At 59.5% G+C, this 11,918-nt stretch carries 14 protein-coding genes; 4 read left to right on the top strand and 10 right to left on the bottom strand.

The window, feature by feature from the left end; all coding sequences use genetic code 11:
* Positions 1–26 precede the first annotated feature (26 nt).
* From HXW87_RS16380 to HXW87_RS16415, 8 genes are all read right to left on the bottom strand, one after another.
* A complete protein-coding gene (locus HXW87_RS16380) occupies positions 27–773 on the bottom strand; it encodes a hypothetical protein (RefSeq protein WP_041064441.1) in 747 nt (248 codons plus the stop codon).
* Between the two features lie 44 nt (positions 774–817).
* Positions 818–1,498: a C39 family peptidase gene (locus tag HXW87_RS16385; RefSeq protein WP_182401341.1), complete on the bottom strand. Its 681-nt coding sequence runs from the start codon at positions 1,496–1,498 to the stop codon at positions 818–820.
* Between the two features lie 63 nt (positions 1,499–1,561).
* Positions 1,562–2,566 (bottom strand): heme utilization protein, encoded by a 1,005-nt coding sequence (locus HXW87_RS16390; RefSeq protein ID WP_182401339.1) that lies wholly within the window; start codon positions 2,564–2,566, stop codon positions 1,562–1,564.
* A gap of 73 nt (positions 2,567–2,639) precedes the next feature.
* Positions 2,640–3,215, bottom strand: a complete 576-nt coding sequence (locus HXW87_RS16395) for an adhesin (RefSeq protein ID WP_182401337.1) — start codon at positions 3,213–3,215, stop codon at positions 2,640–2,642.
* 1 nt (position 3,216) lies between these two features.
* On the bottom strand, positions 3,217–3,666 hold the full coding sequence (locus HXW87_RS16400; protein ID WP_182401335.1) for a hypothetical protein: 450 nt from the start codon (positions 3,664–3,666) through the stop codon (positions 3,217–3,219).
* Positions 3,667–4,001: 335 nt separating this feature from the next.
* Entirely contained in the window at positions 4,002–4,526 is a 525-nt protein-coding gene (locus HXW87_RS16405; RefSeq protein WP_239779161.1) for an AAA family ATPase, read from the bottom strand.
* The gene (gene pnuC, locus HXW87_RS16410; protein ID WP_095669076.1) at positions 4,523–5,086 is read right to left on the bottom strand and encodes a nicotinamide riboside transporter PnuC; all 564 of its coding nucleotides are present in this window, start codon (positions 5,084–5,086) and stop codon (positions 4,523–4,525) included. The genes HXW87_RS16405 and pnuC overlap by 4 nt, the downstream gene beginning before the upstream one ends.
* A 149-nt stretch (positions 5,087–5,235) precedes the next feature.
* Positions 5,236–6,870, bottom strand: coding sequence for a methyl-accepting chemotaxis protein (locus tag HXW87_RS16415; protein ID WP_239776646.1), 1,635 nt, complete (start codon positions 6,868–6,870; stop codon positions 5,236–5,238).
* 302 nt (positions 6,871–7,172) lie between these two features.
* Here HXW87_RS16415 and HXW87_RS16420 point away from each other — a divergent pair, with 302 nt between their 5' ends.
* Positions 7,173–8,003 carry an undecaprenyl-diphosphate phosphatase gene (locus tag HXW87_RS16420; RefSeq protein ID WP_047294722.1) on the top strand — a complete coding sequence of 277 codons (831 nt, stop codon included), beginning with the start codon at positions 7,173–7,175 and terminating at the stop codon, positions 8,001–8,003.
* A complete protein-coding gene (locus HXW87_RS16425) occupies positions 8,000–8,428 on the top strand; it encodes a DUF1294 domain-containing protein (protein ID WP_041064418.1) in 429 nt (142 codons plus the stop codon). The genes HXW87_RS16420 and HXW87_RS16425 overlap by 4 nt, the downstream gene beginning before the upstream one ends.
* A gap of 114 nt (positions 8,429–8,542) precedes the next feature.
* On the opposite strand, the gene HXW87_RS16430 is transcribed toward HXW87_RS16425, so the two are convergent.
* A complete protein-coding gene (locus tag HXW87_RS16430; protein WP_041064415.1) occupies positions 8,543–8,902 on the bottom strand; it encodes an MmcQ/YjbR family DNA-binding protein in 360 nt (119 codons plus the stop codon).
* Positions 8,899–9,807 carry a LysR substrate-binding domain-containing protein gene (locus HXW87_RS16435; RefSeq protein ID WP_047294719.1) on the bottom strand — a complete coding sequence of 303 codons (909 nt, stop codon included), beginning with the start codon at positions 9,805–9,807 and terminating at the stop codon, positions 8,899–8,901. The genes HXW87_RS16430 and HXW87_RS16435 overlap by 4 nt, the downstream gene beginning before the upstream one ends.
* Before the next feature lie 125 nt (positions 9,808–9,932).
* On the opposite strand from HXW87_RS16435, the gene HXW87_RS16440 reads away from it, so the two are divergent.
* Complete coding sequence (locus HXW87_RS16440) at positions 9,933–10,544, top strand: FMN-dependent NADH-azoreductase (protein WP_121185717.1); 612 nt, start codon at positions 9,933–9,935, stop codon at positions 10,542–10,544.
* Between the two features lie 238 nt (positions 10,545–10,782).
* On the top strand, positions 10,783–11,820 hold the full coding sequence (locus HXW87_RS16445; RefSeq protein WP_041064406.1) for a dienelactone hydrolase: 1,038 nt from the start codon (positions 10,783–10,785) through the stop codon (positions 11,818–11,820).
* The last annotated feature ends 98 nt before the right edge of the window (positions 11,821–11,918 follow it).

An 11,918-nucleotide genomic window follows, 5' to 3' on the forward strand; every position in this document is an offset into this window, starting at 1 on the left:
GCCCAATGATCGAGACTCAGCGTAGTTCAATATCCGATATTGCGTAGTGCCCTGAGTTGAGTCAGGTTGCAGTCCAGTGCGCCGGGGCTGATGCCGTTATTGTTAAGTACAACATTGAGTTGGGTCATGTTGTTGACCACGTTGGCGCTGCCCAGCAGGCGCGTGTTCTGTAGCAGGCCGCCCTGGGCGATCTGTTGCAGGGCGGTGCCCTGATTTCCCGAGGCCTGGATCGCCATTTGCACGCCACTGCTGCTGGCCGAAACGGCAACGTTGCCAGCGGCATTGCTGGCACCGATGGTTTGCCCGGCAATCAGGGCCTGACCTTGTGCGGGGGCCAGTGGAGGAGGGGTGTTGGCCTCTTTTACGTTGATCGCCACATTGTTGTTGGCGGTGTTGCCGTCGCCAGCGGCGCGTACGCTCTGGGTCACGCCCTGGCTGCTGTTGAGTGCCGCACCACCAATGACATTGCCAGTACCCGGCGTCGGGGTGCTGCCGTTGCCCTGTTCCTTGATGGTCGAGACATAAAATTCCGGTTTGATCGTGGCGGCCTGGATTTGCATCGACGTCGCAGCGCCGATCAGATCACCGCTGGCGTTGCGCCAGGTACTGCTCATGACAATGCCGAAGCTGATGATCCGCCCCGGCATGACGTAACGACCCCGAAGCTGTGACAGCTCCTGATCCTGGATTTCGATAGGTTTGAACCCTGCATTGGCGTAGCCTGACGCGCTCGCTGCCAGGCAGGCGGCGGCCAGCCAGTATGAGGTTTTCATCTGCTGCTCCCGGGACATCCAGCCCCATTCTTTATAATCGGCGATTAAAAGAAGTCGCTCTGTATGAACCCGAAGTCCATCAATTCAGCATCTTTGACAGGGTTGAAGTTATCCAGCTTGTTCTTGGCCGTCAGCGGAGTCGGTGGTGTGCGCAATGCATTGGTTTTGTCATAACCGGGGCCGACGATGGCGAAGACGATGCCGTTCCAACCTTTGACAAAGTCATCATGGGCGTAGCGTTTGTGGCCTAAGACGGGATCTCCGATGTAAACCCAATCCTTGTCCGAACGCTGCAGTACCACGAAATGCTTGTAGCCGCGAATTTCCAACAGTACCACCACCGGGATTGTGACTGCGTCGAGCTTCTCCGGTGGAATCTTGTAACCCCTGGCGCGCATGCCGATGCTTTCTACGTAGCGCTTCATGTCCAGCATGGAAAAACCCTGAGTGCGAACAAGGTCCTGGTCGGCATTGACCAGCATGCCTTTGATGATGTGCTCCTCATCGACGTCGAGCCAATAGGCCTGGCGCAATACCGTGGCCAGTGCGGCGGCGCCGCAGCTGAAATCGGTTTTCTGTTCGACAATGTCGGCAAACTTGCGCTCACGGATGCTTTGCACGTTTTTGTAGACGAGTACGCCGCCGGGCAGGGCAGCGACGGGCATCTGGGCAGCCTGGGTCAGGCCGGACAGGCAAAGCAGGGCGATAAAGGCAGTCTTACGCATGATCGATACGCCTTTGCGGACTGAGGAAAAGCCCCGTTTCCGGGGCTTTCGTTTCGATCGCGATTACATGCAGGCTTTGCAACCTGCAGCGATGGACAGCGAGTTGCTTTGTTGGTTGCCCACACCGGCAGCGTTGTTGAAGCCACCGTTACCCGACCAGTTGTTGCCTACGTTGGTCATGCTGGCGTTGTTGGTAACAGGGTTTTTCCAGCCGTCTGGGGTCAGCACTTGTTGAGTGGTCACACCTGCCAGGCCGAAGGCACCCACAGCCTGGAAGGTAGCTTTTTGATCTTTGCTACCGCCATTGCCGCCATGACCTCTGTCGTCATTGCCATAACCGCCACCGCTGTGACCGTGATCGTCATCTTTGATGGTGGCTGTGCCCACTGCGCCGAATACGCCGACGGCGGCGACGGTGCCAGTGAGGGTATCTTTCTTGTAGGTCTGAGTGCCGTTGTTGCCGACTTGCAGACCGGTAGTGCTTTGGTTGGCGGCGGCAGCGGCTTGCGCTACACGACCACCGGACACTGCGATTGCCAGGTTGTTTTTCTGTTGGTTGAAGTTGCCGGCAGCGTTGTTCACGCCGATGTTACCCGAGCCACTGTTGCCGACGTTGTTCATGCCGGCGTTGTTAGTGGTGGAGTAGTTGCCAACGGTGTTGTTGCTGTTGACTTGAGTGGCGCTGGAAGCGGACACCGCAGAGCCGAAGATGAAGCTCTCGTCGGCGGTTGCCAGTGCAGCGGCGTTGTCTTGCTGGTTGCCGTCACCGGCCACGTTGTTTGCGCCGACGTTACCGTTGGCGCCGTTCAGCGAGCCGCTGATGCCGGCGTTGTTTTGAGTGCCCTGGTTCAGGACGGTGTTGTCGGCGTTGTTCTGCACGTCGAGTACTGCAGCACCGGCACCTGCGCCGATTTGCAGCAGTTCTTCCAGGGTAGGGCCTTTTGGTGGAGGAGGGTTGTGACCGTGACCACCATTGTTACCATGATCATTACCGCCTGCTTGAGCCGCCATTGCCATTACTGCTGCAAGAGCGAAAACCAGTGGTTTGAGAGCCATTGTAGTTTTCATGGTGTTTCTCCATCGTGCTTATTAGTTGGTTAAGTGTTGGTACTTTCTAATTGCACTGCTTTTGTTGTTTGGGTCAGTCAGCGACCCGGATGCTCAGGGTGTTAGCCATACGGTTCCCCACCCCGGCACTCTGGTTCACCTGGATTACCCCTCGGCTGCCGGTGAAGGCCTGATCACTTGTCGTGACCTGGCGACTGCCGGGTGAGGTACCAGTTGCTCCTGAGCTCGGTAAAAGCGCCACGTTCTGTTGCGACAGGGCGCTGTCGTCAACGCTTTGCGGGGCAGCACTGATGCTGACGCGCGTCACGTTGGCCATCTGGTTGTTGGCCCCGGCCCCCTGGTTCACGCCCAGGATTCCGTTGCCATTGCTGAAAGAGGTGCCGCCAATGGTGGCGCTGGCGTTCATCGACGGGTTGGCCGGGGTATCCAGCTTTTGCCTGACGATGGTTGTGGCGCTGGCGTTGGTGCCGATGGCGATCGCTTTAGTATTGGTCTGTTGCATCTGGTCGCCAGCGGCCTGGTTGACGTTGAAGTTGCCGCGGTACTGCACACCGGTGTCCTGAATGTCGGCGTTGTTGACTGAACCGGGCTCGGCGGCCATGACGCTGGCGCAGCCGAAGAGAGCAAGCAGCAGCAGGGAACGATTCATCTCATTGACCTCCAGCCATGCGGGTCAGCGGGGCCAGACCGGTACTCAACGAGCGATTGATCGTGTTGGAGATCGCGCCGCCACCACCGCCACCATGGCCGGCACTCATGCCCGGCAGGCCGTTGGGGTTGGTGAGCACGTTCATGCCGGGCATGTCCGAATTCGGCGTGATCATGTTGCTGCGGATCGAAGCGCCACTGGCGACACTGGCGAACTCACCGTCACTGAGTTCGGTGCTGGTCATTGCTTGATGGATTCGATCGGAAGGGTTGGCATTGACCGTGGTTGGATACGGGTCTTTGCCACCGCTGCGTCCGATTGGAATGGGCTGGACATCGCGGTTGAGAACGATCACGCCATTGCCTTCGGCCTGAACGTTGAAACTGATGAATGTGCTGGCGGCTGATCCAATCAGCAGAAGGCAGGTCAGGCCTTTATTGATATTCCCCACGGCGGCAATTCCTTCTTCAGTGGGCTGGCTCTTGTCAGCGTTGGGAAGGAGAGAGCGAAAGCTGTGCCGCTTTTGAGTTGTTGTTGATTTTCAACGGGTTGGCGCTGGGCCGCACAGGGTTGATACAAAAGCTGTTTCAACGCTGAAACAGTCGTGCAGACGCCCACCGGTTCCATGGCGGCGCAAAGCTCTGGGACAAGGGTTTGCCGGGGACTGTTTCACTGGCGAAACAGATGTCCTGACAAAATGATGAAGGCCGTTGAATTGGCCGCTTTGCGCTCAGAGAGGTGTTTCAGGAATGGACACTTTCGCCCTGAACGGAGCTATTCAATGGATCAATCAGCCAATAACCGGGCGACGGCTTCAAAAGCCTGAACGCGACGTTCATCCCAATCGCCCTGGATGATCTGCAACGGCTGCTTGTGCTGTTCCAGCCAGTCATGGGTGGCCTGAAAGAACGCCAGGCGTGCGCTCAGTTGTGGCTGGCAACGTTGGCCGTCATCCGTCCAGTCGATCTGCTCCGGGGACAGCAGCAGGTGCAGGTCGTAATGCCGTGCCAGCAGCTCGGGTTCCAGCCATGTCGGGCAGTCGCCAAACAGGGTCTGGCTCCACAGGATATTACTCAGTAAATGGGTGTCGAGAATCAGCAATCGCGGTTGCTGCGCCCGCGCGTGATCTTCCCATTGCAACTGTCCACGGGCGATGTCGGGAATGTCGTTCAGGCAGGTATCGCGAGGATTCTGCTCCATGAACCAGCGCACGTATTCGTCCACCCGCAGGCCGCCGAAGCGCTCCTGAAGGCCTGCGGCCAGCCAGCTCTTGCCGGTGGATTCCGGGCCGGTGAGGACAACCACCTTCATCGCTGCAACGCCGGATCGGCGCGCCATTCCCGCCAGCCTTGCACCGCAATCAGGGTGAACAGGGCATACAGCGCGGCGGTAAGGTACAAGCCCTTATACAGAAACAGACCGACGAAAATCACATCCAGCACGAACCACAGTGCCCAGCATTGCAGGCGTTTCTGTGCCATCCAGAGTTGTGCGACAAGGCTGAAAGCAGTCAGTGCGGCATCAAGCCACGGTTGTGCGGCGTCGGTCCAGTGCGCCATGGCCGCGCCCAGCAGCAGGCTACCGAATGCGCCCACACTCAGGCCGAGCAGAATAGCGCGCCGATCCAGACGTGTGACGTCGCGTCCGTCATGCATTGTCCCGGCGCGGGTCCATTGCCACCAGCCGTAGACTTGCAGCGCGGCGTAGATCACTTGCAGCAACATGTCCGAGTACAGCTTCACGTCATAGAAAATCCAGCTGTACAGCAACACCATGACCAGCCCGATCGGCCAGCACCATGGATTCTGTTTGACCGTCAGCCACACGGCAATCACACCGAGGGCGGCGGCAAACAGTTCAAGCCCGGACATGGGGGTTCCTTGGGAAAATTGAGGAGGGAGCGGATTGTACCCAAAAACCTGTGGGAGCGAGCCTGCTCGCGAACGCGGTATGTCACCAATGCAGATGTTGATTGACATTACGCCTTCGCGAGCAGGCTCGCTCCCACAAGGGTGAGGGGTCAGACGCGGAACTGGCGCAGAAGCTGATTCAACTGCTCGCTTAGTTGCCCCAGCTTCACGCTCGCCGCACTTGACTGCTCCGCGGCCAGCGCAGTGCTGTGAGACAGGCCGGCCGCCTGCGTGACGTTCTGGTTGATGTCCTCGACCACATGCGCCTGTTGCAGCGTGGCGCTGGCAATCGACGCGTTCAGGCCGTTGAGGTTGCGCAGTGCCTGGCCGATGGCGTTGAGACTGGCGCCGGCAAGGCCAGCCTGTTCAATGGTCAGCTGCGAGGCTTTGCTGCTGTCACCGATGACTTTAACGGCCGCTTCGGAATGGTTCTGCAGGCGCTCGATCATGGTCTGGATTTCCGCCGTCGACTTTTGCGTGCGCTGCGCCAGCAGCCGCACTTCATCGGCCACCACCGCAAAGCCCCGGCCCTGTTCACCGGCACGGGCCGCTTCGATGGCCGCGTTGAGGGCCAGCAAGTTGGTCTGCTCGGCAATCGAGCGGATCACCTCCAGCACACTGCCGATCTGCGTGCTTTCGGCGGCGAGGGTGCGGATCACTTCGACCGCTTGGTCAATGGTGCCGGACAGTCTGTCGATCTGTTGCAGGCTGCCGTCGATGTTGATCTGGCCCTGCTGCGCCTGGGCTTCGGCATCGCGCATTTCAGCGGCAGCATGCTCGGCATTCTTCGCCACATCCTGCACGCCGTAGGTGACTTCGTTGATCGCGGTCGCCACCAGCTCCATCTGCTGCGATTGCTGCTGGCTGCGCTGCTGGGCCTGGGTCGCATCGTTGCCCAGTTCGCTGGACGACTGGCCCAGCGCGCTGGCCGAGATCTGCAGGTCACCGATGACCCGGCGCAACTTGGCGGTGAAGGCGTTGAAGTGATGCGCCAGTTGTGTGACTTCGTCTTGGCCATGGGTATCGAGGCTGCGCGTCAGGTCACTTTCGCCGCTGGCGATATTGGCCATGGCGTTCACGGTTTCCTGCAACGGACGCACGATGCTGCGGGCAATCAAGATCACCAGCAGGGCCATGATCAGTGCAATCGCCAGGCCGATTACCGAAGCCTTGATCACTTGGCCCTGGAACTCGCTCTGCACATCATCGACGTAAACGCCGGAACCAAGGATCCAGCCCCACGGTTCGAACAGTTTTACATAGGATGTTTTCGCGACCGGGTCGCTGGCGCCGGGCTTCGGCCAGCGGTAATCGACCATGCCCGCGCCTTTGCTTTTGGCGATCGCGACCATCTCGTTGAATACCGCAAAACCGTCCGGATCGCGGATCGCCGAGAGGTTCTGGCCTTCGAGTTTGGGGTTGGTCGGGTGCATGACCATCATGGGGGTGAGGTCGTTGATCCAGAAGTAGTCGCTTTGGTCATAGCGCAGGCCGCGAATGGCGGTCAGTGCCTGCTTCTGTGCGGCGTCGCGGGTGAGGGTGCCGGCGGTTTCCTGGTCGTGGTAGTAGCTCAGCAAGCCGCTGGCGGTCTGCACCACGTGCTGGGTTTTCTGCGCCTTGGCGTGGTAGAGGTCATCGTGGATCTGCTTGAGCATCAACACACCCAAGGTCAACAACATGACCACGGCCACAATCAAAATGAGCCACAAGCGTCGGCTGATCGACACACTGCGCAAGCTGTTCATAACGCTGCCACTCCGATTTCTTTTTCTTGTAATAAATCAACGCCAGCATCCAACCACGTTTGAGTGGTCGGGCATACGCGACCCAAGTCGTATAACGCCACGGCACTATTAAGGCTTGTCTGTTAGGATTTCGGCCCCGCGCGCAAAAACCTGAATCCAAGTTGATATTTCACGGAATTTTGACCGTTTCGTGTGGATGCTGTGCGCGCGGAATCGGTACAGCAACAAACAGCTACGCTGATCGCAGTGAACGTAAAAATATTATCGGGGCATGCCGGCGTGCATCGCTCTTTGGGGGACTGATGGATCTTTGGATCGCTTTGCAGGCACTGATTCTTGGAGTTGTAGAGGGGCTGACGGAGTTTTTGCCCATTTCCAGTACCGGACACCAGATCATTGTTGCCGACTTGCTCGACTTCGGCGGCGAACGGGCCATGGCGTTCAACATCATTATTCAGCTCGGCGCGATCCTTGCGGTGGTCTGGGAGTTTCGTCGCAAGATTCTCGATGTGGTAATTGGCTTGCCGACCCAGCCGAGTGCGCGACGTTTTACTGCCAACCTGCTGATCGCATTCCTGCCGGCGGTGGTGTTGGGGGTGATTTTTGCCGACCTGATTCACCAGTACCTGTTCAACCCGATCACCGTCGCGACCGCATTGGTGGTGGGCGGCGTGATCATGTTGTGGGCAGAGCGCCGCCAGCATGAAGTGCACGCCGAAACCGTGGACGAAATCACCTGGAAAGACGCGCTGAAGGTCGGGTTCGCCCAGTGCCTGGCGATGATTCCCGGCACTTCGCGTTCCGGTTCGACGATCATCGGTGGTCTGTTGTTCGGTCTGTCGCGCAAGACCGCGACCGAATTCTCGTTCTTCCTGGCGATGCCGACCATGGTCGGTGCGGCGGTGTACTCCGGTTACAAGTATCGCCACCTGTTCGTGCCGGCGGATTTCCCGGTATTCGCCATCGGCTTCATCACGGCGTTTATCTTCGCCATGATTGCCGTGCGCGGTCTGCTCAAGTTCATCGCCAGCCACAGCTACGCGGCGTTCGCCTGGTACCGGATCGTTTTCGGTCTGGTGATTCTGGCGACCTGGCAGTTCGGCTGGGTGGACTGGTCGGCGGCCAAACCATGAGTGATTCCCGCGCACGCCGCCCGGATGGACGCCCGTCCGGTGGCGGCATTCAGCATCTGAAACTGAAACTGGCGGTGCTGCTGATCGTCTGCGCGTTGCCGCTGTTCGGCTCGCTGTCGATGTGGCTGCGCGGCATCTCGTTGGTGCCGTTGACTGCTTATGGAGTCGTCAGTGTGCTGGCGTTTTTCATGTACTGGGCAGACAAACGCAAGGCCCGCGCCGATGCCTGGCGCACGCCGGAGAACATCCTGCATGCGCTGGAACTGGCCGGCGGCTGGCCCGGGGCGCTGATTGCCCAGCAGGTGTTCCGGCACAAGACGCGCAAGGTGTCGTTTCAGATTCTGTTCTGGGTGATTGTGGCGCTGCATCAGGTGTTCTGGATCGACCAGCTGTTTCTGGGCTCGAACCTGCTGTCACTCTTCTGAATCACCACAAATCCCCCTGTAGGAGCTGCCGCAGGCTGCGATCTTTTGATCTTGCTTTTTCAAAGATCAAAGTCAAAAGATCGCAGCCTGCGGCAGCTCCTACAAGGATCGGGTTTAGAGCAGTAATCCGATTTGAGTTTTTTTGGGCAATTTGCCCACCACCAACTGATGCGAACGCGTCAGCAATCCCTGCAGTTCCTCGGCGCCCAGCGGGTAGGGCGGGTGCATGATGATCCACTGTGCCCGCGCCAGATACGGCGCCGGGTGAATACCCGGGCGGTCGCAATGGCCGAGAAACAGATCCTTGTCGACCTTGAATGCCAGTGAATCCCCGCGCAACCCCTGCAAGGCAAACATCTTGTTGCCGGCAATCGAGAACACCCGCACGCCGCCCCATTTGTAATCCTCCCGCGCGCCCGGCAAGGCCAGGCAGAAGGCGGCGACATCCGCTTCGTTCATCTTTCCCTTGCTCATAACAGCCGCTCCCCACACGCATTGAACGATTCGACCAGATGGTCGATCCACGCCCGCACCGCCGGCATCACCCCGCGTCGATGCGGATACACCGCCTGCAACCAGCCGCCGGGCAACGACCACTCGGGCAACAGTTGCACCAGCGCGCCGCTTTCAAGGTCGGCTTCGCAATACATCATCGGCAACAGGGTAAAGCCCTGGCCGGCGAGTACGCAGGCTTTGCGCACGATAAAGTCATCGATGCCCAGGCGCGCTTCCATATTCAGCTCGACGCTATTGCCTTGCTGATCAAGCAAACGCACGTGAACCATGCGGTCGGCTTCCAGCGCGCCAAGTACCGGCAGGTTTTTCAGATCCTGCGGGTGGGCAATGGTTTTGCCTTCGACAAAGGCCGGGCTGGCCACCACCACCATTTGCGCCTGACGCAGACGGCGGGTGACCAGCAATGGATCTTCATCGCCCAGTTCACGTACGCGCAGCGCCACGTCGAAGCCTTCGGCGACCAGATCCACGCGGCGGTTGAGCAGCACCACCTCCAGTTGCACCTGGGGGAATTTGCCCAGAAATTCGCTGATTACCCATGGCAACATTTCTCGCGCCAGCCCGGTGGGGCACGATACCCGCAAGCGCCCGCGCGGTTCACTGGACATGCTGGCAACGGCTTCGTCGGCCATCTCCGCTTCCAGCAACATCGCCTGACAGTGGCGCAGATAGCGTTCGCCGACAGCGGTCAGATTCAACTGGCGCGTGGTGCGCTGCAGCAGGCGTGCGCCCAGGCGTTCTTCGAGCTCGGCAATGCGCCGCGACAACCGCGACTTGGGAATGCCCAGTAAGCGGCCGGCTGCCGCAAAGCCACCGGCCTCGACCACCTTGGCGAAATAGTACAGATCGTTGAGATCCTGCATGAAAAATCCACCGTTCTATCAGTGGGACGAACTATCGCATTGTCGGCGGCTAATCAGCTATTGGTTTCTTCCGTAGGATTGTCTCCATTCCGTCGCCGCCGGCGATTCTTTCCAGGAGATTCCACATGAAACTGCTGCACATCGATTCGAGCATTCTGGGCGACAACTCCGCTTCCCGTCAGCTGAGCAGCCAGGTCGTCAAAGCCTGGCAAGCCGCAGAACCTGCGGCCGTGGTGACCTACCGCGATCTGGCCGCCGACGCCATCAGCCACTTCTCGTCGACCACTCTGGTGGCTGCCGGTACCACCGCTGAACTGCGCGACGCCGCGCAACAGCACGAAGCCGAATTGAGCGCTTCGACCCTGGCCGAATTCATCGCTGCCGACGCCATCGTCATCGCCGCGCCGATGTACAACTTCACCGTGCCGACCCAGCTCAAGGCCTGGATCGACCGCGTCGCCGTTGCCGGCCAGACGTTCCGTTACACCGAAGCGGGTCCGGAAGGCCTGTGCGGTGGCAAGAAAGTGGTGATCGTCTCCACCGCCGGTGGCATCCATGCCGGCCAGGCGAGCGGCATCGCCCACGAAGAATATCTGAAGCTGGTACTGGGTTTCCTCGGCATCACCGACATTGAAATCGTCCGTGCCGAAGGTCTGGCCTACGGTGATGAAGTGCGCAACAACGCGATGAGCGCCGCTCAGGCGAAGATCAGCGAGCAACTGTTCGCCGCCGCGTAAGCATTGCGTAAAGACCAGCTGCCGTTCAGGTAGCGCCTCAAAAAACTCTGTATTCTGGTTCTGCAAGGGCCAGGTGCGGAGTTTTTTGTTTCAGACTGTTGCATAATCTGGCCCGGGTTATGCAGTCAAACGATCAACGTCTGAGTGCAACGCCACGCCGGATCACCGAACCTCAGGGTTACGGGCGTGTCGGAACACAAAGGATCTTTCGATTGAGTAACACAGGGTGGGCCATCCGATGATGCGTCTTTGTGCAACGTTACTGATTTGCCTGCTTGGCAGCCTCGGTTCAGTGCATGCCGCGCCCGGGCGACACCCTGTCTGGAGTGTCGGTTACCACGAGATGACATTCCTCGATCCGCTGGATCTGCAACCGATGCGCGCCATCGCCTTCTATCCCTCCAGCGACCGCGAGCACAGCAGCCTGCTTGAGGGCTACACCGTCGAGGCGGGCGCCGACACCAAGGTTGCCATCGGTCGTTTCCCGATGTTGATGCTGTCCCACGGCAACACTGGCACGCCGCTGGCGCTGCATGACCTCGCCACCTCGCTGGCACGCAAGGGCTTTGTGGTGGTCGCGGTGATTCATCCCGGCGACAACTCCAAAGACCACAGTCGCCTCGGTACCCTGAGCAATCTGTATGGGCGGCCAATCCAGATTTCCGAAGCGATCACCGCCACCCTTGGCGACCCGATGCTCTCGCCGTTCGTCAACGCCGATCAGGTTGGGGTGATCGGCTATTCGGCCGGTGGCGAAACCGCGTTGATTCTCTCTGGCGCGCAGCCGGATCTGGATCGCCTGCGCCGGTACTGTCAGGAGCGCCCGGACGACCGTGACGCCTGCAACACTCAGGGCGAACTGATCGTCGATCGTGATGACTTGCAACCGGTGGCCGATCCGCGCGTGCATGCGCTGTTGCTGATGGCGCCGCTGAGCCTCAAATTTGGCCGTCACACCCTTGCGGACGTGCATGTGCCGGTGCTGCTGTACAGCGGCGATGGCGACAAACTGGTGGCGTTCGACAAAAACGCCGCGGCGCTGGCGCGCAAACTGCCAACGGCGCCGGACTTCAAATTGCTGGCCGGGGCAGGGCATTTTGTGTTCATGGCGCCGTGCAACGAAGAGCAGATCCGCGCCATGCCGGCGCTGTGCACCGACGCTGACGGCGTGGATCGCGAAGACATCCACCGCAACCTGATTTCCGAAGCCGGACAGTTTTTCTCGCGCACGCTGGGCAGGCCGAGCCGGGCGGGGATGCAGACCGCGGATCAATAAAGATCAAAAGATCGCAGCCTTCGGCAGCTCCTACCGTGGATTTTTGTAGGCGCTGCCGAAGGCTCGGGCCGCGATCGGACGATCTTTTGATTTCGTTT

The organism is Pseudomonas sp. Y5-11 (assembly GCF_022368695.1).
GTDB classification, from domain to species: Bacteria; Pseudomonadota; Gammaproteobacteria; order Pseudomonadales; family Pseudomonadaceae; genus Aquipseudomonas; species Aquipseudomonas parakoreensis.